Raw genomic sequence first — 20,686 nt, 5'->3', positions numbered from 1 at the left:
GGGAATATTGGTGTTGTGGGGGTGGGTGGTCATACGCGGTGCGGCGTGTGCGGAAGCATACCCCCACCCTGCTCGATCACGGACTTAGCTCACGCTAAGTCCTATCTCGCTTCCTAGCCATTCGAGCATAGCTCTCACGGCCTTCTCCCCTCAAATCGCTCCACTGGAGCGATTTGCCCTATGGGACGGCTCGAAGCCCACAAGGGGGAGGGTGGACGACTGACAGAACTGCGCAGAACTAGCAACGTCCACGGTGTCATCCCCGCGAAAGCGGGGACCTCTGTTTGCTTAACCAAGGCCGGCAAACGGAGGTTCCCGCTTTCGCGGGAATGACACCGTGGAGGAATGGCGAGGGTGACGACTGCGAGTTTGGCGCCCCTATTCGGGCGGGGTCCAGTTCGGCGTTTCGCGCTGGAGCGGGCCCATGCGGGTGATGTCGTCGCCGCGGCGCATGGCGATGTTCATGCGGAAGCTGTTGCCGATGCGTTCGGAGCGTTCGGTGAACAGGGCGGCGATATCGGGTGGGCAGAGCTTCTCCGCCGTTTCACGGAACAGACGCAGCCAGCGCATGAAATGAGCGTCGGAGAGTTCGGGGATGGCCATGTGCTTGGGCATGGGGCGGCCGGCATAGCGGCCGGTGCCGAGCAGCATGGAGCTCCAGAAATCGGTGATGGTGGCGATGTGCTGGGGCCAGTGTTCGGGCGGGATGACGCGATTGAACACCGGGCCGATGACGGGGTCGCGGCGGGCTTCGGCGTAAAAGGCGTCGACCACCGCGGCGATCATGGCTTCGTCGAGCTGGGCGGGCGTTTCCCAGCCGGTGCGCTGATGGCGCGTGCCGACGGGGGGGCGAGGATTGTCAGCGGTCATTGGGCTTCCCGGATGGCGTAGCTGCAGCGGCGGCCGCCGGCCACGATGTGTTCCTCGCGCGTCACCTCGATATCCGGCCCCAGTACGGCGCGGAAAACGTCGATTTCGGCGCGGCAGAAATTCTGGCAAGCGGTGGCGGCAGCGCAGATGGGGCAATGGTTTTCGACCAGCAGGAGCGAGCCATCGGGCTGCTCGCGCCAATCGGCCATATAGCCTTCGGCGGAACGCAGATCGGTCAGGGCGGCGACCTTGTCGCGCAGGCTGAGCTGGTCGGCGATGACGCTTTCATAGGCGGCGCGGGTTTCGGCTTCGCGGGCGGCGATGATGGTGTCGAGCGCGGCGGGGCCGAGCGAAGAGCGGACGATATCGAGCAGCTGCACGGTGAGCGCGGCATGGGTATCGGGAAAGCGGGACTGGGCGGCCGGGGTGAGCGACCAGCTTTGGGTGGGGCGCCCTACCCCGCGTGCCTCGCTGGAAGCGGCAACCAAGCCCTCTTCGGCGAGCCGCACGAGCTGCTGGCGCGCGGCTTCGCCCGAAGTACCGAGGAGCGAGCCGAGTGCTGACGAGGACAATGCGCCATGCATTTTGAGCGCCATCAGCACCCGCTCGGAAGGGCTGCGCGGCGACCAGGTCGCATTTTCCAAGGTCTGGCTTGACATATCTGGCGAATGGGTTTTCAAAGTCATTGCTTGGAAATTAAACGGGCCGGCGCCAAAATGCAAGCGGCGCTGGCTGCAAGACCAAAGAGGAACGTGAAAATGGCCTTTGAACTCCCCGCCCTGCCCTATGCCCATAGCGCGCTTGCCGAGCGCGGCATGAGCCAGGAAACGCTCGAACTGCACCATGACAAGCACCACCAGGCCTATGTGACGGCGCTCAACGGGTTCGTCGAGAAGAACGCCGATCTGGCCGGCAAGTCGCTGGAAGAAATCATTGCCTTTGCCAAGGACAAGGCCGACCTGGCGCCGGTGTTCAACAATGCCGGGCAGCACTGGAACCATATTCATTTCTGGACTGCGCTGTCGCCCAAGGGTGGCGCGCTGCCGGGCAAGCTCGAAGCCAAGATCGTGAGCGATCTGGGGAGCGTCGAGGCATTCAAGGATGCTTTCAAGACCGCGGCGACGACGCAATTTGGGTCGGGCTGGGCCTGGCTGGTGCTGGGGACCGATGGCAAGCTCAAGGTGACCAAGACGCCCAATGGCTCCAATCCGCTCGCGACTGGCGAAGGCAAGCCGCTGCTGGGGCTCGATGTGTGGGAGCACAGCTATTATGTCGATTTCCGCAATCGCCGCCCGGATTACGTGACCAATTTCCTCGATAAGCTGGCGAATTATGAGTTTGCGGAAGCAAATTTGGGGTGAATTCCCTGACATTTTTCACCCGCTGATGCTCCCTCGGGCTTGACCCGAGGGTCTTTCGCCGCTGGTGCCGTGCTGAGAATGGCCCTCGGGTCAAGCCCGAGGGAGATGCGGTGGGTGGGCGAGATTGTGCCACGACCTCGTGGTTCGTGCCACGAGACCTGCCCCTATATTCGAGACTGCCTATGACCTATGTCGTCACTGAAGATTGCATTGCCTGCAAGCATATGGATTGCGTGGAGGTTTGCCCCGTGGATTGCTTCTATGAGGGTGAAAACATGCTGGTCATCAACTCCGACGAGTGCATAGATTGCGGGGTGTGCGAGCCGGAATGCCCGATCGACGCGATCAAGTCCGATAGCGAAAGCGGGCTGGAGAACTGGGCGGAACTGAACCGCAAATATGCAAGGCTGTGGCCGAACATAGTCGAAAAAGGCACGCCACCCGCCAATGCCAAGGCGATGGAAGGCGTGCCCAATAAATTCCGCGACCTCTTTTCCGAGCGTCCGGGAGAAGGATCGTGACGACAGAGATGGCCGATTTCGAACTGCCAGATAGTATGGCGTTGCGGGCGCCGCGCCGGCCGACGGTCGGCAATGCCGAATTCCGCTCGGCCATGGCGGCAATGGCCTCGACGGTGAGCGTGGTGACGGCGCGGCGGGGCGACGAGGTGATCGGGCGGACGGCGACGTCGGTGATTTCGCTGTCGGCGACGCCCCCGGCTTTGCTGATCTCCATCGATATTGTCAGCCGCATGGCCGATATCATCGCCAAGACGGGCGGATTTTCCATTGCCATGCTGGCCGATGACCAGGCGGCGGTGGCCGATGCTTTTGCCGGGCGGCTCGACCCGGCGGATCGCTTTGGCGTGGGCGACTGGACGCGGTGGCCATCGGGCAATCCAATGCTGCTGGGGGCGGTGACGGCGTTCGATTGCGAGGTCATCGGCGCGATGGAGACGGGCACGCATGTGCTGTTTGCCGGCGCGATCGTCGAGGCGGAGACCACGACGAGCCGCACGCCGTTGTTGTGGCAGCGGCATGGCTATCATGGGATAGCCCCCCTCGACTGATCGCCGGGAAGGTGCCAAGCTGGGTCGTGTGATTTGTCGCTGGCGGCGCGCAACCCTCGGGCGCTGCTGGAAGTTCTATCGGCGAGGGAGATGTCCATGCCCCGCTACTTTTTCCATTACCGCACCGATGACGAGCTGATCCGCGACACCGATGGGAGCGAATTCAGCGATCTCGATGCTGCCGAACATAATGCCGCCGAACTGGGCCGGGCGATCATCGATCGTGCGATGAGCACGGGCGGGGATGCGCGGGCGCCGCGGTCGATCGAGATCACCGACGCGGCGGGGGTGGAGCTGCTGTATGTGGTGTTTTGGGCCGGGCCCAAGGTGGGCGAAGGTCCGGGGTCGCCGGTGGGGCCGGTGACTATGCATTGAGGGTTCTCCCCCTTGTGGGGAGAAGGTGCTCGCAAGGGAGCGCATCCAAATAAAAAACGCCGGCCACTGGAGCCGGCGTTTTGTTTTTATTGGTGCTTATTGACCGGCATAGATCTGGTCGAACACGCCGCCATCGCCGAAGAATTCGGGTTGGGCTTTGCGCCAGCCGCCGAAGTCTTCGATGGTGACCAGGTTCACCTCGCCAAAGCGGGCAATGTCCTCGGGCGCGGCCGCTTCCGGCTTGAACGGGCGGTAGTAATTGGCGGCTGCGATGGCCTGGCCTTCGTCGGAATAGAGATATTCCAGATACGCCGTGGCGAGATCCGTATTGCCCTTCTTTTCGGCATTGCCGACGACGAGGGCGACTGGGGGCTCAGCCAGGATCGAGACCGAGGGGGTGACGATGTCGAAGGCGTCGGGGCCGAGTTCTTCGAGAGCGAGATAGGCTTCGTTTTCCCAGGCAAGGAGCACGTCACCAATGCCGCGCTGCACGAAAGTGGTGGTGGAGCCGCGGGCGCCGGTATCGAGCACGGGGACGTGCTTGTAGAGATCGGTGATGTAAGCCTTGGCGGTTTCGTCGCTACCGCCGGGCTGAGCCTTGGCCCAGGCCCAACCGGCCAGGAGGTTCCAGCGAGCACCGCCGGAGGTCTTCGGATTGGGCGTGATGACTTCGACGCCATCCTTGGTCAGGTCGCCCCAGTCATTGAGGGCCTTGGGATTGCCCTTGCGGACCAGGAAGACGATGGTCGAGGTATAGGGCGCGTTATTGTTCTCAAACGTGCCGCGCCAGTTTTCCGGGATCAGCGTGGGATCGGCGTCGGAGATGGCATTGATGTCGCTTTCGAGCGCCAGGGTGACCACATCGGCTTCGAGGCCATCGATGACGGTGCGAGCCTGGGCGCCGGAGCCGCCATGGGTGGTCTGAACGGCCACGGTTTCGCCCTTGGTCTCCTGCCAATGGGCGATGAAGGCCTGGTTGAACTGCTGATAGAGCTCGCGTGTCGGATCGTAGCTCACATTGATGATGGTGCGGTCCTGCGCATGCGCGGTGACTGCAAAGCCCAGCGCGGCGAGGCCGGCCAGGGCCAGTATCCTGGGTAGTTTTCTCATCATTCGTCTCCCGCTTGGATCGTGGCGGGAGGCTAGCCAGATCGCGGGGATGCTGCAAGGCTGGTGGCTCTCGTCACTCCACCTTCGGACCCTCCTCTGCGAAGGAGGGAGGCGCAGGCTGAGGCGCGGGCTGATCGTTGTCATCCACGCATTGTCTGCTCGCGCTATTGTGCGAAGGGATGGCAGACAGCGCGTGCCGGGGTGCCTACAGTGGCGGTGCGAGACTGGGAGTACACGACGTGACGCATGAGGATAGGTCCAACCGGCAGATCATGCTCGAGCGGGCGGCACTATTGTTGGCGAGCGAGCCGGGATTTGGGCGCTTCTTCAAGGCCGCCATTCTGGCGACCGATGGCGAGGACCTTGGCACGCAGGCGCCAGATGCGTTCGAATCGGTGTTGCGGCAGGCCTATAAACACTTGCTGGCCTATGACGGGGAAAACAGCCGCATTGTTGCCACACGCCCGGTCGCGGCGGGCGAGGCTTTGGTGCTCGATATCGTGTCGCCCGACATGCCGTTTATCGTCGATAGCGCGCTGGCGGCCGTGCGGGCCGCGGGCGGCAATGTGCGGCTATTTACCCATCCGGTGGTGCTGGTGGGCAATGGCGAGGTCAATGATGGCGACGGGCGTTCGCTGAGCCTCCTCCATATTCACAGCGACCCGGTGGCCGATGTCGACGGGCTGGTGAGCGAGATCGAGAGCACGATGGGCGATGTGGCCCATGCGGTGCGCGACTGGCAGCCTATGCTCGAGCGCTTGCGGCGGGCGACCAAGGACCTGGAGAGGATCAAGGGGCCGCAGCGTGACGAAGCGCTGGCCTTTGTCGATTGGCTGATCGAGCACAATTTTACCTTTCTGGGCCTGCGCCAATATGGCGTCGAGGGCGAAGCGCTTGCCCCGGTCGCGGGGAGCGGGCTGGGCATATTGCGTGACCCCGATGTGCGCGTGCTGCGCAGCGGCGCCGATTATGTGGAGACGACGCCGCAACACACTGCCTTTATGGCCGAAAGCGAGCCGCTGCTGGTGACCAAGGCCAATGTGCGCTCGCGGGTGCATCGGCGGGTGCATCTGGATTATGTGGGCATCAAGCTGTTTGGCGCCAATGGCGAGGCGACAGGTGAACTGCGCGTGGTGGGGCTGTTCACCGCGCAGGCGCTGGCCATGCCGCATACCGACGTGCCGATCATCCGCCGCAAGATTGCCGAGGTGATGCGCAAATCCGGGCTCGACCCGCTGGGGCATGACGGGCGGGCGCTGCTGAGCGCGCTGGATAGCTATCCGCGCGACGAGCTGTTCCAGATCGGGGTGGAGCAGCTCTATGAATTTTCCAGCGCGATTTCGGCGCTGTATGACCGGCCGCGGGTGCGGGTTTTGCCGCGCATCGACCGGTTCGACAATTTCGTCTCGATCCTGGTTTATGTGCCGCGTGATCGCTATGACGGGGAAGCGCGGGCGCGGATCACGCGGTATCTGGCGCAGGTTTATGACGGGCGGGTTTCGGCATTTTATCCGAATTTTCCCGAGGGCGAGCTGGTCCGGCTGCATGTGATCATCGGGCGGATTGCCGGGCCGACACCACGGCCAAGCCGCGGGGAACTGGAAGCGCGCGTGGATGCGCTAACCTCCAATTTTGGCGACACGCTGGCGGCGACGGCGGCGAACCCGGCTTCGATCAGCGATTATCGCGGGGCGTTTTCGCCGGCCTATCAATCGCGCAACACAGCCGAGGATGCCCATGCCGATATTGCCGCGCTGCAGGCGCTGGGCGATGGCACGGGCGTGGCCATCAGGCTGCGCAGCCGCACCGGCACGGATGGCTCGCTCGGGCTGAAATTCTATCACCGCGAGACGGCTATTCCGCTGAGCGATCGGGTGCCAATGCTGGAGGCCTTCGGGTTCCGGGTGATCGACGAGCGAACCTATACGATCGTGCCGCGCGACGGGGTGGAGCGGTATCTGCACGATATGGTGCTGGAGCCCATTGAAGCCGGGTTCGATGTGGCGGCGCGGGGCGCAGCGGTCGAGGAAGGGCTGCTGGCGGTATGGAACGGGGCGGCGGAAAGCGACCAGCTCAATACGCTGGTGAGCCGCGCTAGACTCGCCTGGAACGATGCCGCATTCCTGCGGGCGCTATCGCGCTATGTCCGGCAGATCGGGATTTCTTATTCGCAGCGCTATATTGCCAGCGTTTTGGTGAAGCAGAGTGCAGCGGCGACGGCGCTGATCGATCTGTTCAATGCGCTGCATGACCCACGGGCAACCGAGCGGGAAGTGGCGGCCGAACAGGCGCGCGAGGCGATTGCGGCGGCACTGGATGCCATGCCGTCGCTCGATGAAGACACGATTGTGCGGCGGTTCCTGAACCTGGTGGAAGCATCGGTGCGGACCAATGCGTTCCAGCGCGATGCCGACGGCAATCGCATGCCAGCGCTGGCGATCAAGTTCAATAGCGGGCGGGTGGATGGCATGGTCGCGCCGCGGCCGTTCCGCGAGATTTCGGTGTATTCGCCACGGGTGGAAGGCGTTCATCTGCGGTTTGGCGCCATTGCGCGCGGCGGCTTGCGCTGGTCGGACCGGCCGGAGGATTTCCGCACCGAAGTGCTGGGGCTGGTCAAGGCGCAGCAGGTGAAAAATGCGGTGATCGTGCCGGTGGGGGCCAAGGGCGGTTTCGTGCCCAAGCATTTGACGCCGGGCATGGCGCGCGAGGCGTTTCTGGCCGAAGGCGTGGCCGCCTACAAGATTTTCATCGGCGCTCTGCTCGATGTGACGGACAATCTGGTCGAGGGCGTCGTGGTGCCGCCGCGCGATGTGGTGCGGCGGGATGGGGATGATCCCTATCTCGTGGTGGCGGCCGACAAGGGCACGGCGAGCTTTTCCGACACGGCCAATGGAATCGCGACCAGCCGGGGCTATTGGCTGGGAGATGCCTTCGCCTCGGGCGGTTCGGCCGGCTATGACCACAAGAAAATGGGCATTACGGCACGCGGCGGTTGGGAGGCCGTGAAACGGCATTTCCGCGAGATGGACCGCGATATCCAGCGCGAACCCTTCACTGTGGTCGGCGTAGGCGACATGAGCGGGGACGTGTTCGGCAATGGCATGTTGCTGAGCCCGGAAATCGAGCTGGTGGCGGCGTTTGACCACCGCGACATCTTTATCGATCCGCACCCGGACGCAGGCAAATCGCTGGCGGAGCGGCAGCGGCTGTTCGCCCTGCCCCGTTCGAGCTGGCAGGATTATGACCAGAGCCTGATTTCCAAAGGCGGCGGGGTGTTTTCGCGCAGCCTCAAATCCATTCCGCTGAGTGCGGAGGCGCGGGCCGTGTTGGGGATCGAGGCCGCGCATGCGACGCCGGCAGAGGTGATGTCGGCGATTTTGCGGGCGCAGGTGGATTTGCTGTGGTTTGGCGGCATTGGCACTTATGTACGCGGCGCGCAGGAGACCGACGCCGAAGTGGGCGACCGGGCCAATGACGCGATCCGCGTAGTGGCAAGCGAAGTGCGCGCCAAGGTGATCGGAGAAGGCGCCAATCTGGGCGTGACGCAGCGCGGGCGCGTGGATTATGCGCTGGCCGGCGGGCGGATCAATACCGACGCCATCGACAATTCGGCCGGGGTGAATTCGAGCGATCTTGAGGTCAATATCAAGATTGCCGTGGCTCCGTTGGTGGCAGCTGGCACGCTGGATATGGCGGCGCGCAACAGCTTCCTTGCCAGCATGACCGATGAGGTAGCGGCGCTGTGCCTGCGCAATAATTATCTGCAGACCCTGGCGATTTCGCTAGCCGAGCGGGCGGGCATGGCGGAATTGCCAGATCATCGGGTTTTGATCGAGCAGTTGGAGGCACGGGGATTGCTGGACAGGGCGGTGGAATTCTTGCCCAGTGACGCGGCGCTTGATGCGCGCGGGGCGGCCCTGAGCCGGCCGGAACTGGCGGTGATCCTGGCCTATGCCAAGCTGACGCTTTATGCCGACCTTTTGGAAGGGCACGATATCGACGATGCGTATCTCGCGGGCGAGCTTTATCGCTATTTCCCCGAGACGCTGCACACGAGCTATCCCGATGCGGTGGCGCAACATCGGCTCAAGCGCGAAGTGATCGCGACGGTGCTGGCCAATGCGATGATCAATCGTGGTGGGCCGGCCTTTGTCAGCGAAATGATGGGCTCGACCAGCGCCAATCCGGGGGAAGTGGCGCTGGCTTATGCGGCCACGCGCGACGTCTATGGGCTGACCGAGCTCAATACCATGATCGACGGGCTCGATGGATTGGTGCCGGGCGCGGTACAATTGGGGCTTTATGCCGAGGTGGCGGACCTGTTGCGGCAGGAGACTTTGTGGTTCCTGCGCAATGCCAATGTGAGCGAGGGACTTGAGGCGCTGGTGGCGCGGCACAAGGCAGGCGTGGCGACGCTGCGCAGCATGCTGACGAGTGCCCTGCCCTCGTCGCTGGGCGAGGCGGTGGCGGCGCGGATTGCAGGTTTGGTGGCGCAAGGTGTGCCGGAGGCGGTGGCGCGGGGCTTGGCGGAATTGCCTGTTCTCTCCTATGCCAGCGATATCGTGCTGGTCAGCGAGCGCTGCGGCGTGTCGGTGGCGGATGGGGCGGCGGCATTCTTTGGGGTGTTCGGGGCGTTCAATCTGTGGCCGGTGATCGAACAGGGCCGCGCCATTGTGCTGGCCGACCGGTTCGACCGCATGGCGCTGGACCGGGCGCTGGCCAATGTGATGCGGGCGCAGCGCGATATCACGGCCGACGTGCTCAAAGTGCCGGGTGGCGCGGTGACGGATCGATTGGCGCGGTGGAACACCGAGGAACGCGCCGGGGTTGCGCGGACGGCGGCGGCGGTGGCGGAGCTGACGCAGGGGACGCTGACGGTGTCGCGGTTGAGCGTGGCGGCAGGCTTGCTGGCGGATTTAGCGCGGGAGGGGTGAGGCAGGCGCTGCATCTAGCCGAAAGTCGGCCTTGCCTCCGGACGGGGCATCATCACACTGGCGACAACTGATTTAGGAATGAGAGCATCATGACCACTTCCCTCGCCCAATGGCTTGCTGCGCAGAATGTGGCGCCGGAGCTCGCCAGTGTTGTCGCATCCATGGCGGCGGCGAGTGCGGAGATTGCGGCGGTGTTGCGGTTGGCGCCGATTGCCGGGCAGACGGGACTGGCGGGGCATACCAATGTGCAGGGGGAGGCGCAGAAGGAGCTCGATGTCGTCAGCAATGACATTGTGCTCAAGCACTTGCGGGCAAATGCCGATGTTTCGATTCTGGTGTCCGAAGAGCTGGATGAAGCCGTTCACATGGAGAATCAGGGCCGCTACATGGTGGCGACGGACCCGCTGGATGGGTCTTCGAATCTGGATGTAAACGTCACTGTGGGCACGATATTTTCGGTGCTGGGGGTCGATCCGGCCAAGCCTGATTTGCTGCAGAAGGGCTCGGCGCAGCTGGCGGCGGGATATGCGGCCTATGGGCCGGCGACGAGCCTGGTGCTGACATTCGGGACGGGGACGAGTGTGTTCACGCTGGATGGCAGCGGGGAGTTTGTGTTGACGCTGGACGGCGTCAAAGTGCCGGTGGCGTCGGGGGAATACGCGATCAATACGGCGCGGGAGCGGTTTTGGGACAAGGCGACGCTGGCCTATGTCACCGAGAACGTGGCCGGGGAAACCGGGGCGGCGGGCAAGCGCTATAATATGCGCTGGGTGGGGTCGATGGTGGCCGATATCCATCGCATCCTGATGCGGGGCGGGATTTTCCTTTATCCGCTCGATAGCGAGACGGTGAGCAAGGGCGGGCGGCTGCGGCTGCTGTATGAGGCCAATCCGATGGCGCTGCTGGTGGAGGCGGCGGGGGGGAAGTCTACCACCGGGCATGAGCGGATTTTGGATGTGCAGCCCACGGGGATTCACCAGCGGGTGCCGGTGATCTTGGGCTCGGCGGAGGAAGTGAGCCGGGTTGAGGCGTTTTACGCGAAAGCGTAGTTGGCCGGCACAATCCTGCGTAATGCCAAGGGGATGGCCTGCAATCGAAATTGCAACGTTCTTATTCCGCCCGTATACAAGCGTCCAATAGCAGCGGCGAGACCGGAGCCAGCATGAGCGACGCGCAATATACCCTTCCCAAGACCAATTCGGGCCCGTGGAATACGCGTCCGTTTCATCGGCAATGGCTGATGCGGCAGGCCAACAATCTGTTCGATTTTTTTGAAGCCGCGTCGCTCAATCCCAAGGGCGGGTTTTTCGAGCTGGATGATGCGGGCAAGCCGCTGGATGCGGCCAATTCCACCCGGCAGATTCACGGCACGACGCGCATGGTGCATTGCGCGGCGATCGGCAGCCTGATCGGGCGGCCAGGGTCGGGGGAAATCCTCGACCATGGCATGCAATATATCTGGAACCAGCATCGCGACACGAGGCGCGGCGGCTATGTGTGGTCGCTGGATAATGACGGGGTCAAGGACGGGTCGAAGCAAGCTTATGGGCACGCCTTTGTGCTGCTGGCGGCATCGAGCGCCAAGCTGGTGGGGCATCCGCTGGCCGACCAGATGCTGGCGGACGTGACCGAGGTGATCAATACGCGCTTCTGGGATGTGAGCCGGGGTGCGGTGAAGGACGAGTATACTTCGGACTGGTCCAAGCTCCTGCCCTATCGCGGACAGAACGCCAATATGCATATGACCGAGGCGCTGATGGCGGCGTTCGAGGCGACGGGTAACAAGGATTATCTGACCAAGGCCGAGGCGATTGCCAAGCTGATCATTGCCGAGCATGCCGCTTCCCTGGGCTATCGGGTGGCCGAGCATTTCGACGAGAACTGGGTGCTCGACAAGAATTACCTGGGCAATGAAATGTTCCGCCCAGCCGGCACGACGCCGGGCCATTGGCTGGAATGGGCGCGGCTCTTGATCCAGCTCTGGGTGCTTGGGGAAAAGCGGCTGCATTGGCTGACCGATGCGGCGCGGCATCTGTTCCGCGCGGCAATCGACCTGGGCTGGGACAAGGTCCATGGCGGGTTCTTCTACACGCTGGACTGGGACAATAAGCCGGTGATGCGCGAGAAGCTGTGGTGGCCCCTGGCCGAGGGGATCGGGGCGGCGTCGTTCCTCACCTCCTATGATCGGGATGACTATTTCCAGATCTGGTATCGCAAGCTGTGGGACTTTGCCGACAACCACATGATCGACCATGCGCGCGGCGGCTGGCTGAGCGAGCTCAAGGAAGATCTGACGCCAACCTCGCGGCTGTTTGTGGGCAAGCCGGATATTTATCACGCGCTGCAGGCGTGTTTGATCCCGCTTTATCCGGCCAATGGGAGCCTGACCAAAGGGATTATCGAGGCGGATCACACGGCCAAGATCGCGCATTGACGCCAACCATCCGCGCCTTCGTGCGTTGCGGTCCTGTAACAGGAGGCGCGGATGGATGAATTGCAGAACAAGGTGGCGCTGGTGACCGGCGCCGGATCGGGCATTGGCAAGGCGGCGGCGCTGACGCTGGGTGCGGCGGGCGCGACGGTAATTGCGCTGAGCCGGACCGGTGACGAGGTGGAGCAAACCGCGGCCGAAGTCACCAAGGCCGGTGGCAAGGCGCAGGCCATCGCCGCCGATGTTTCCGACGACGCGGCGATGCGGCGGGCGATTGGCGAGATCGTCGACAAGCATGGCCGGCTCGATATCGTGGTGGCCAATGCCGGGATCAATGGCGTCTGGGCGCCGATCGAGAGCCTCACGCCGGAGGAATGGGACACCACGATCCGGGTGAACCTAAGGGGCACTTATCTGACGATCCATCATGCGGTGCCGCATCTGGAAGCGGCGGGGGGCGGATCGATCGTGGTGATTTCCTCGATCAATGGGACGCGCAGCTTCGGCACGCCGGGCGCCAGCGCCTATTCGGTGACCAAGGCGGGACAGGTGGCGCTGGTGCAGCAATTGGCGCTGGAACTGGGCAGCCGGCGCATCCGCATCAACGCGATCTGCCCCGGCGCGATCGAAAGCGAGATTTCGGACAATACGGAGAAGCGGGACACTGCACGGATCGAGATTCCGGTGGAGTTCCCTGACGGTGATATTCCGCTGACTGGCGGCGAAAAGGGCAAGGCGCAGGACGTTGCCGATGCGGTGCTGTTTCTAGCCACCGATGCGTCCAAGCATATTACGGGAACACCGATCTGGATCGATGGCGGGCAGAGCCTGTTGCGGTAACCGCTTTCGCGGCTGACTTGCATGGCATGCACGCTGCGCGTACATCAGCGCCATTATAGTGAGATCGCGCTATGCCCGTTACGTCCCGCCTGCCTGCTCATTTGCCGCGCCTGTTGGTGGAGCGCGCTGTTGCCGCTGCGCTGGAGGAAGATCTGGGGCTGGCGGGGGATTTGACCAGCCAGGCGACGCTGGCGCCGGATGCGGTAGCGACGGCGAGCTTGTCGGCACGCGAGGCGGGGGTGATTGCCGGACTTGATCTGGCGGCGGCCGCATTTCGGCTGGTGGGTGATGGGGTGGTGTTCACCCCTGCCCTGTCGGATGGCGACCGGGTGGCTGCGGGTGGTTTGGTGGCGACCGTGAGCGGGCCAGCGCGGCTGGTGATGTCGGCGGAGCGGGTGGCGCTGAACTTCCTTAATCATCTGAGCGGAGTGGCGAGCCTGACGCGGGTTTATGCCGATGCGGTGGCGGGCACGGGTGCGCAGATTTGCGATACGCGCAAGACGACGCCGGGGCTGCGGGCCTTCGAAAAATATGCGGTGCGCTGCGGTGGCGGGGCCAATCATCGCTATAGCCTGGATGACGCGATCCTGATCAAGGACAATCATATCGCCGTCGCGGGCAGCGTGACGGCGGCTTACCAGGCCGCCGAGGCATTTGCCGGGCATCTGGTGGCGATCGAAATCGAAGTGCAGAACCTGGCCGAGCTGGAAGAAGCGCTGGCGGCGGGGGCGCGGATCGTGCTGCTCGACAATATGGACAATGAGCTGTTGCGGCAGGCGGTGGCGCTGAATAAAGGCCGGGCAAAGCTGGAAGCCTCGGGCGGGGTGAAGCTGGACCGGGTGCGCTCGATTGCCGAAACGGGGATCGATTTCATTTCGACCAGCCAGATCACCATGGCGGCGGTGCCGCTTGATCTGGGGCTCGATGTCGAGATCGGGGCGGCGCGATGAGCGTGGTGACGGCGGTGGATCAATCGCTCACGGACCTGTCGCTGCAGGCGGCCATTGCGGCGGCGAAGCTGATTTTGGACGTCTATAGCCGGCCGATTGCGGCGGTGACCAAGTCGGATGGTTCGCCAGTGACGGAGGCAGATGCTGCGGCAGAGGCGGTGATCCTTGATTATCTGCGGCCCACCGGCATTCCCGTGCTGGGGGAAGAAAGCGTGGCGGCGGGGATCATTCCCGTGCTGGGCGAGCGTTATTTCGTGGTCGATCCGCTGGATGGGACCAAGGAATTCATCAAGCGCAATGGCGAGTTCACGGTGAATATCGCGCTGGTGGAACATGGTGTGCCGGTGATGGGCGTGGTGCTGGCGCCGGTCAGCGGGGAAACCTTTATCGGGGATGCGAGCGGGGCCTATGCCTGCGATACCTCGAGCGGCATTGCGGTGGGCAAGCGGGTGATTTCGGTGGCAACGGCGGCGCCTATGCGGGTGGTGGCGAGCCGCTCGCACGGGCATGCGGCGCTGGCGAGCCTGTGCGAGACCTTTGCGGTGGAGAGCGACGTGTCGGTCGGCTCGTCGCTCAAATTTTGCTTGTTGGCGCGAGGCGATGCGCAGCTTTATCCGCGATTCACGCCGACTTGCGAATGGGACACGGCGGCGGGACAGGCCGTGCTCGAGGCGGCAGGCGGCGCAGTGGTGACGCTCGACGGCGAGCGCATGCGCTATGGCAAGCACGATATCGGGTTTTTGAATCCGTATTTCGTGGCAGCGTCGAGCCTTGACCTGGCGCGGCGGGCGGCAGCGGAGATGAGCTCGATCCTGGGGTAGGAATCAGGGCATCGGAGTACCCCCTCCTAGCCTCTCCCTGACAGGGGGAGGGATGGGGCGGGGCTTGCCGGCTTTGGTATTGTGCGGGCTAATTGTCGCAAGGCTGGTGGCCGGCGCGGTTACTCGCTCTGGAACTAAGTTATTGTTCCGGCAAGCATAGTCACAAGTATTGAATCTGCCCGATTGCCGTGGTCATTGGCAGGGCCTTAACTGTTCGGCGCGACTTCCACGTTCGCAATGCTTGCGCAATCTTCAGCAGACATATATAGCCCCGGCATATATCGATCCGGCATATGCGCCGGCGGAGCTGCAGCTACATGAACGTCAGAACCCTATGCCTTTCCATCCTCTACAACGGGGACGCGACCGGTTACGAGATCAGGCGGCAGTGCACGGACGGCGAATGCGCCTATTTCGTGGAGGCCAGCTTCGGTTCGATCTATCCGGCGCTCGCCAAGCTTGAGGATGATGGGCTGGTGACCAGCCGCAGCGAGACTCAGGACGGCAAGCCGACAAAAAAAATCTACTCCATTACCGAGGCCGGACGGCTCGCTTTTGTACATCATTTAAGCGAACCGCTGGCACCAAACATGTTCCGCAGCCCGTTTTTGCTGTTCGCGCGTTACGCACATCTTTTGCCACAAGAGCTGGTGGAAGAACGCGTTACCGATTTTCTCAACGAGTTCACCAACAAGCGGGAGATGCTTGACGGGTTTCTCGGAGAGCATGGCACCAATGCTGCCGAGACATGGGTAATCAATTATGGGCGTGCCATGATGGAGGTTGCAGAGAACCACCTGCGCTCCCATATGCACGAACTGATCACAATGGCGCGAGCCGAGCCGAAAAAAGAAGCGGCTGAATAGAGGGGCGAATACTCATGCGTGCATTGCTTTCTTACGGTCTTGCCTTGCTCATCCTGGTTGGCGCCGGGTTGTGGCTGGCGACTGGCACTCTGGTGATGGGCGGGAACGGGCCGGGCAAGGGCGAGCGTTCCATCGTTTCAGTGGTCGAAGGGCAGGAGCATGGCCCCATCGCCACGACACTGGCCGATGCCGGCGTGCTGGCGCATCACGAACCATCGACGACGGTCGACCCGGCCCTGACCATCGCCCAGCGCAATGAAGCCGAAATGGGTACGGCCACGCAGCTGCAGTCGGTTCGCACCACCACCTATGTGGCCAAGCCGATGTCGATCGAAGTGCCGCTGCGCGGCCGCACCGCCGCCAAGGCGAGCGTTTCCGCTGTGGCCGAAACGGCCGGCATCGTGGACGAGGTCAACATCGTCAAGGGGCAGAATGTCAAAGTGGGCGACCTGCTCTGCACGCTGGACCAGGGCACTCGCGCCGCTGCGGTGGCACAGGCGGAAGCCGGACTGGAGCAGGCCAATGCAGGGTTGAACCAGGCCCAGCTCGACTATGACACCAATGAAAGCCTGCGCAATCGCGGGCTGGCTGCCGCCAATACGGCGCGGGCCGTGGAAGTGGCCCTGTCTTCGGCCAAGGCCAATGTGAGTTCGGCCCAGGCCGCGCTCGACAATGCCAATGCCGAACTGGACCGCACGCGGATCCTCGCCAAGGTGAACGGCGTGGTGCAGGACCCCATCGTTTCGGAAGGCGCCATGCTGGCCATGGGCTCGCCCTGCGCCACCATCGTGCAGCTCGACCCGATGCGCTTCCTGGGCCAGGTTCCCGAAGCCCGCATCGCGCTGGCCAAGACGGACCTGACGGCCTCGATCCGCACAGTTACCGGCCAGACCGCCGACGGCAAGGTGACCTATATCGCTTCGACCGCTGACAGCGCGACCCGCTCGTTCCCGGTGGAAATCGAATTTGCCAATCCCGATGGCGCGATCCGTGACGGCGTCACCGCCCAGGCCACCGTCAATATGGGGTCGGCTCCGGCACAGCTACTGCCACAATCTGTCCTAACGCTCAGCGATGATGGCGTTCTGGGAGTGCGGACCGTGGAAGATGAAAAAGTGAAGTTCTACCCGGTGCAGATCGTCAGCGACACGCGTGACGGCATCTGGGTGATGGGGCTGCCCGCGTCGGTCGACGTGATCACCGTGGGCCAGGAATATGTGACTGAGGGCCAGACCGTGGCCGCTACCAACGTTGCAGCCGGAGGGGCCGCTTCATGATCAACTTCCTCGAACGCATTCTGCGAATGCCGCGCGTGGTGCTCACCGTCATGGTGCTGCTCCTCGGCGCGGGGCTGATGGCCTATGTCACCCTCCCCAAGGAGAGTTTCCCGGCCATCGACATCCCCTATTTCTACGTTTCGGTAACCCAGACCGGCGTGTCGCCGCGCGACGCCGAGCAATTGCTCGTCAAGCCGATCGAGGACCGGATCAAGGATATCGACGACCTTGAGAACTATACCTCGACCGCGACCACCGGGCATGCCTCGGTATTCCTCGAATTCAACGTCAATGCCGACAAGGACACCGCGCTGAACGATATCCGCGCGGCGCTCGAGGGTGTATCCGCCGACCTGCCGACCGAGGCCAAGGAACCGGTCGTCAGCGAAATCTCGTTTACCGACACTCCGGTCATCTATGTCGCGGTTTATGGCAATGTGCCCGAACGCGAATTGGTGCAGCGCGCCAAGGACCTGCAGGACGAGCTGGAGGGTATTCCCGACGCCCAGACCGTGACCATCTCGGGCCAGCGCGACGAGATGATGGAAGTCACCATCGACCAAAATCGTCTCGAAGCCTATGACCTGACCGCCACGCAACTGCTCGACGCACTGGCCAAGAACAATATGGTGGTCCCTGGCGGCACGCTCGACACGGGCCGCGGCTCGTTCAACGTGGAAGTGCCGGGCCTGATCAAGAATGTCGAGGACGTCTATACCCTGCCCCTCAAGGCTTCGGGCGACACTGTCGTGACGTTCGGCGACGTGGCGACCATTACCCGCACCTTTGAGGACGCCACCCAATATGCCCATGTGAACGGCCAGACGGCTATCACGCTGGGCGTCTCCAAGAAGCTGGGTACCAACGTCATCAATGTGTCCGACGAAGTGCGGCGCGTGACGGCGGAGTTCACCAAGGACTGGCCGCAGGGCGTGCAGACCTCGTTCCTGATCGACCAGGCCGACTCCACCAAGAACCTGTTCCGCTCGCTGGAAGCAGCGGTGCTGACTGCCGTGGCGCTGGTGCTGATCACCTGCGTCGCCACCCTTGGCGTGCGCCCGGCCATCATGATCGGCATGTCGATCCCGATCTCGTTCATGATGGCGTTCCTCGTGGTGCAAATGCTGGGCATGACCATCAACATGATGATCATGTTCGGATTGGTGCTCGCGGTGGGCGTGCTGGTGGACGACCCTATCGTGGTGGTCGAATATGCCGAGCGAAAGCTGCAGGAGGGCGTTTCCAAGCGGGAAGCGTTCATCCTGGCGGCCAAGAAGATGTTCGTGCCGGTGGTTTCGGCCACCTTCACCACGCTGGGTGCCTTCGTGCCCCTGTTGTTCTGGCCGGGCATTATCGGCAAGTTCATGAGCTATCTGCCGATCATCGTGATCGTGGTGATGGTGGCTTCGCTGGTCTCCGCACTGATCTTCATGCCGATCATCGGCGCCTTTATCGCATCGAGCCATATCGACGAGAAGCACAAGGAAGCCGCCGACGTTGTGATGTATGCCGACAAATTCGACCCCAAAAAGGTCGGCGGCATTACCGGCTATTATGTGCGGGCGATGGAGCACCTGCTGCATCAACCGATCCTGACGCTGGGTATCGGCTTCGCGCTGGTGGCGGCGATGTTCGTCGCCTACATGTCGAACCCGACCGGCACCGAGGCGTTCCCGGCTTCAGAGCCCGAATTCGGCACGGTCAACGTGATCACGCGCGGCAATTACTCGCCGGCCGAAATCCGCGACCTGCTGATGGAGGTGGAAACCGAAATCCTGCAGGTGCAGGGTATCCAGGACGTGGTGATGCGCTTCGTCAATACCGGTAGCGGCGGCGATGGCATGAGTGCGTCGGCACCGCCCGACACGGTTGGCGCGTTCGACCTGCAGCTGATCAACTACAATGAACGCATCAAGGCCGAGGAAATCTTCCAGGCCATCCGCGAGCGCGTGGCCCATATTTCCGGCCTCGAAGTGCAGATCGCGGCGCAGGAAAACGGCCCGCCGGCCGGCAAGGCCATCAACCTCCGGGTGGAAGGCACTGTCTATGCCGATATCGCCCCAACCGTGGCCAAGCTGCGTGACTATATCGAGCACGATCTGGGCGGCGCCATCGACGTGGAAGACGGCCGCCCTGCCCCCGGTATCGACTGGCAGGTCACGATCGATCGCGTCGAAGCAGCCAAGTATGGTATCGGCGTGCGCGAGCTGAGCCCCTATGTGCAGCTCGTGACCTCCGGCGTGACGCTGGGCACCTACCGCCCGGATGACGGCTCGAGCACTGACGAACTCGACATCAAGGTCCGCCTGCCGGAAAGCGAGCGCACTTTCGATGCCCTTGACTCGCTGCGCATCGTGACATCACAGGGTCTGGTGCCGGTCTCCAACTTCATCGAGCGCACAGCAGTGCCAAAAGTGGCGAATATTTCGCGCCGCAACGGGCTCTATTCGATGAATGTGGCGGCCAATCTGGAGCCGGGCCTCGACACCGCGGCCAAGGTGGCCGAGGTGCAGCAGTGGCAGGCAACGCAGGACTTCCCCTCGAGCGTCAAGATCGTCTATGGCGGTGCGGCGGAGCAGGTTGACGACACCAACGCGTTCATCATCACCGCGTTCGGCGCCGCCATGTTCCTGATCTTCTTCATCCTGCTGCTGGAATATAACAGCTTCTGGCAGGTGCTGGTGACGCTGACCACTGTGATCATGTCGCTGGGCGGGGTGTTGCTCGGCATGCTGGTCACCGGGATGAGCTTCTCGGCGATCATGACGGGCCTGGGCATCGTGGCACTGGCGGGTATCGTGGTGAAGAACGGCATCGTGCTGATCGACACCTATAACCACTATAACCGCGACGAAAAGGTGGAGCCGATCAAGGCCATGCTGCTGACCATCAGCCAGCGTGTCCGGCCGGTGCTGCTGACCGCCACCGTGACGGCGCTGGGCGTTATCCCGATGGCGCTCAATGTGGAGTTCGACTTCATCCGCCGCGAAATCGTGGTGGGCGGCCTGGCTGGTTCGTGGTTCATCCACCTGTCGGCGGCCTTGGTGTCGGGCCTCTTCGTCTCCACCGCCCTGACCCTGGTCATGGTGCCGGTGATGGTGGTAGCCCCGCATGTGATGAAGGGCCAGATCGGCTGGGTCATCCGCCAATTTGGCAAGATGATCAACTCGGCGCGCAATGGCGGCAAGCAGACCGCGGTGCCGGCCGGGTTCGATGGCATGGCCGTCGAAATCCCCGCCGATGCCGATGGCGCCAAGCGCTACATCGTCAGCAAGGAAGAAGGGCTGGTCGAGAAGGACAAGAACGGCGTGACCATCGTCAGCCGGCCCGAAGCGGCGGAGTGATGTCCGTTAGGGAATGAGTTGGAAAGGCCCGCAGTGATGCGGGCCTTTTTTGTTTTAAGGCGGTTGTCGTTAGCGGGCGTCGCAGCCATGCGACGGATATTTTCCCACACGCGGCCCATCATTTCACTCTCGAACAGGCGCAGAGCACGTTGCACCTCGAAGGGTCGCGTTCTATGGCCCAGAGCGGAGAGACGTGAGACAAGTTGCTCAGGGTCTCCCTCAACATCCAAGAACGCCGGAGGATCAGGGGGCACGGCCTTCAGGCTGGCGTAGGTTCGGTAGCCGAAATAGGCCGCAAGCGCCTCGTCGGCGTGCGACGATCCCACCTTGGGCAAGATGGTTCTCAACGCAGTCTTAAGCAATGCGAAGTTGTCGCGATCAATTCTGGAGGACATGGCACGATCCGCTCGTGTGGCCGACGTCCGCCGATTACGCGCC

At 62.9% G+C, this 20,686-nt stretch carries 17 protein-coding genes; 13 read left to right on the top strand and 4 right to left on the bottom strand.

What is annotated here, in order from left to right:
- Nucleotides 1-378: 378 nt before the first annotated feature.
- Complete coding sequence (locus ACI3KW_RS20645) at nt 379-870, bottom strand: group III truncated hemoglobin (RefSeq protein WP_404849648.1); 492 nt, start codon at nt 868-870, stop codon at nt 379-381.
- Nucleotides 867-1,529 (bottom strand): helix-turn-helix transcriptional regulator, encoded by a 663-nt coding sequence (locus tag ACI3KW_RS20640; RefSeq protein WP_404849647.1) that lies wholly within the window; start codon nt 1,527-1,529, stop codon nt 867-869. The genes ACI3KW_RS20645 and ACI3KW_RS20640 overlap by 4 nt, the downstream gene beginning before the upstream one ends.
- A 99-nt stretch (nt 1,530-1,628) precedes the next feature.
- Here ACI3KW_RS20640 and ACI3KW_RS20635 point away from each other — a divergent pair, with 99 nt between their 5' ends.
- The 4 genes from ACI3KW_RS20635 (at nt 1,629) to ACI3KW_RS20620 (ending at nt 3,675) form a co-directional block, all read left to right on the top strand.
- Complete coding sequence (locus ACI3KW_RS20635) at nt 1,629-2,231, top strand: superoxide dismutase (RefSeq protein ID WP_404849646.1); 603 nt, start codon at nt 1,629-1,631, stop codon at nt 2,229-2,231.
- 182 nt (nt 2,232-2,413) lie between these two features.
- Nucleotides 2,414-2,752, top strand: coding sequence for a ferredoxin FdxA (fdxA, locus tag ACI3KW_RS20630; protein ID WP_404849645.1), 339 nt, complete (start codon nt 2,414-2,416; stop codon nt 2,750-2,752).
- Nucleotides 2,749-3,300 (top strand): flavin reductase family protein, encoded by a 552-nt coding sequence (locus tag ACI3KW_RS20625; RefSeq protein ID WP_404849644.1) that lies wholly within the window; start codon nt 2,749-2,751, stop codon nt 3,298-3,300. Before fdxA ends, ACI3KW_RS20625 begins: the two co-directional genes overlap by 4 nt.
- Before the next feature lie 96 nt (nt 3,301-3,396).
- Complete coding sequence (locus tag ACI3KW_RS20620; protein WP_262168804.1) at nt 3,397-3,675, top strand: DUF6894 family protein; 279 nt, start codon at nt 3,397-3,399, stop codon at nt 3,673-3,675.
- Between the two features lie 96 nt (nt 3,676-3,771).
- Here the strand turns inward: ACI3KW_RS20620 and ACI3KW_RS20615 are convergent, their stop codons facing one another.
- A complete protein-coding gene (locus ACI3KW_RS20615) occupies nt 3,772-4,785 on the bottom strand; it encodes a sulfate ABC transporter substrate-binding protein (protein WP_404849643.1) in 1,014 nt (337 codons plus the stop codon).
- A gap of 239 nt (nt 4,786-5,024) precedes the next feature.
- On the opposite strand from ACI3KW_RS20615, the gene ACI3KW_RS20610 reads away from it, so the two are divergent.
- The 9 genes from ACI3KW_RS20610 (at nt 5,025) to ACI3KW_RS20570 (ending at nt 20,248) form a co-directional block, all read left to right on the top strand.
- The gene (locus ACI3KW_RS20610; RefSeq protein WP_404849642.1) at nt 5,025-9,719 is read left to right on the top strand and encodes an NAD-glutamate dehydrogenase; all 4,695 of its coding nucleotides are present in this window, start codon (nt 5,025-5,027) and stop codon (nt 9,717-9,719) included.
- Between the two features lie 89 nt (nt 9,720-9,808).
- On the top strand, nt 9,809-10,768 hold the full coding sequence (locus ACI3KW_RS20605) for a class 1 fructose-bisphosphatase (RefSeq protein ID WP_404849641.1): 960 nt from the start codon (nt 9,809-9,811) through the stop codon (nt 10,766-10,768).
- A gap of 113 nt (nt 10,769-10,881) precedes the next feature.
- Nucleotides 10,882-12,153, top strand: a complete 1,272-nt coding sequence (locus ACI3KW_RS20600) for an AGE family epimerase/isomerase (protein WP_404849640.1) — start codon at nt 10,882-10,884, stop codon at nt 12,151-12,153.
- A gap of 51 nt (nt 12,154-12,204) precedes the next feature.
- A complete protein-coding gene (locus ACI3KW_RS20595) occupies nt 12,205-12,990 on the top strand; it encodes an SDR family oxidoreductase (protein WP_404849639.1) in 786 nt (261 codons plus the stop codon).
- A gap of 71 nt (nt 12,991-13,061) precedes the next feature.
- A complete protein-coding gene (gene nadC, locus ACI3KW_RS20590) occupies nt 13,062-13,940 on the top strand; it encodes a carboxylating nicotinate-nucleotide diphosphorylase (RefSeq protein ID WP_404849638.1) in 879 nt (292 codons plus the stop codon).
- Nucleotides 13,937-14,761: a 3'(2'),5'-bisphosphate nucleotidase CysQ gene (gene cysQ, locus ACI3KW_RS20585; RefSeq protein ID WP_404849637.1), complete on the top strand. Its 825-nt coding sequence runs from the start codon at nt 13,937-13,939 to the stop codon at nt 14,759-14,761. The genes nadC and cysQ overlap by 4 nt, the downstream gene beginning before the upstream one ends.
- Nucleotides 14,762-15,078: 317 nt before the next feature.
- Complete coding sequence (locus ACI3KW_RS20580; RefSeq protein WP_113123869.1) at nt 15,079-15,627, top strand: PadR family transcriptional regulator; 549 nt, start codon at nt 15,079-15,081, stop codon at nt 15,625-15,627.
- Nucleotides 15,628-15,641: 14 nt separating this feature from the next.
- Nucleotides 15,642-16,904: an efflux RND transporter periplasmic adaptor subunit gene (locus ACI3KW_RS20575; RefSeq protein WP_404849636.1), complete on the top strand. Its 1,263-nt coding sequence runs from the start codon at nt 15,642-15,644 to the stop codon at nt 16,902-16,904.
- A complete protein-coding gene (locus ACI3KW_RS20570; RefSeq protein ID WP_404849635.1) occupies nt 16,901-20,248 on the top strand; it encodes an efflux RND transporter permease subunit in 3,348 nt (1,115 codons plus the stop codon). Before ACI3KW_RS20575 ends, ACI3KW_RS20570 begins: the two co-directional genes overlap by 4 nt.
- Here ACI3KW_RS20570 and ACI3KW_RS20565 read toward each other — a convergent pair.
- Nucleotides 20,164-20,643 (bottom strand): hypothetical protein, encoded by a 480-nt coding sequence (locus ACI3KW_RS20565; RefSeq protein WP_404849634.1) that lies wholly within the window; start codon nt 20,641-20,643, stop codon nt 20,164-20,166. The genes ACI3KW_RS20570 and ACI3KW_RS20565 overlap by 85 nt on opposite strands.
- Between the last annotated feature and the right edge of the window lie 43 nt (nt 20,644-20,686).

Source organism: Devosia sp. ZW T5_3 (genome assembly GCF_044987315.1).
GTDB lineage: Bacteria > Pseudomonadota > Alphaproteobacteria > Rhizobiales > Devosiaceae > Devosia.
This window is presented reverse-complemented; position numbering and strand designations above follow the sequence as displayed.

Coding starts and splice junctions, on each gene's coding strand:
- ACI3KW_RS20615 (WP_404849643.1), bottom strand. CDS start 4,785: ATGAGAAAACTACCCAGGATACTGGCCCTGGCCGGCCTCGCCGCGCTG.
- ACI3KW_RS20605 (WP_404849641.1), top strand. CDS start 9,809: ATGACCACTTCCCTCGCCCAATGGCTTGCTGCGCAGAATGTGGCGCCG.
- ACI3KW_RS20620 (WP_262168804.1), top strand. CDS start 3,397: ATGCCCCGCTACTTTTTCCATTACCGCACCGATGACGAGCTGATCCGC.
- ACI3KW_RS20595 (WP_404849639.1), top strand. CDS start 12,205: ATGGATGAATTGCAGAACAAGGTGGCGCTGGTGACCGGCGCCGGATCG.
- fdxA (WP_404849645.1), top strand. CDS start 2,414: ATGACCTATGTCGTCACTGAAGATTGCATTGCCTGCAAGCATATGGAT.
- nadC (WP_404849638.1), top strand. CDS start 13,062: ATGCCCGTTACGTCCCGCCTGCCTGCTCATTTGCCGCGCCTGTTGGTG.
- ACI3KW_RS20575 (WP_404849636.1), top strand. CDS start 15,642: ATGCGTGCATTGCTTTCTTACGGTCTTGCCTTGCTCATCCTGGTTGGC.
- ACI3KW_RS20645 (WP_404849648.1), bottom strand. CDS start 870: ATGACCGCTGACAATCCTCGCCCCCCCGTCGGCACGCGCCATCAGCGC.
- ACI3KW_RS20635 (WP_404849646.1), top strand. CDS start 1,629: ATGGCCTTTGAACTCCCCGCCCTGCCCTATGCCCATAGCGCGCTTGCC.
- ACI3KW_RS20600 (WP_404849640.1), top strand. CDS start 10,882: ATGAGCGACGCGCAATATACCCTTCCCAAGACCAATTCGGGCCCGTGG.
- ACI3KW_RS20565 (WP_404849634.1), bottom strand. CDS start 20,643: ATGTCCTCCAGAATTGATCGCGACAACTTCGCATTGCTTAAGACTGCG.
- cysQ (WP_404849637.1), top strand. CDS start 13,937: ATGAGCGTGGTGACGGCGGTGGATCAATCGCTCACGGACCTGTCGCTG.
- ACI3KW_RS20570 (WP_404849635.1), top strand. CDS start 16,901: ATGATCAACTTCCTCGAACGCATTCTGCGAATGCCGCGCGTGGTGCTC.
- ACI3KW_RS20640 (WP_404849647.1), bottom strand. CDS start 1,529: ATGTCAAGCCAGACCTTGGAAAATGCGACCTGGTCGCCGCGCAGCCCT.
- ACI3KW_RS20580 (WP_113123869.1), top strand. CDS start 15,079: ATGAACGTCAGAACCCTATGCCTTTCCATCCTCTACAACGGGGACGCG.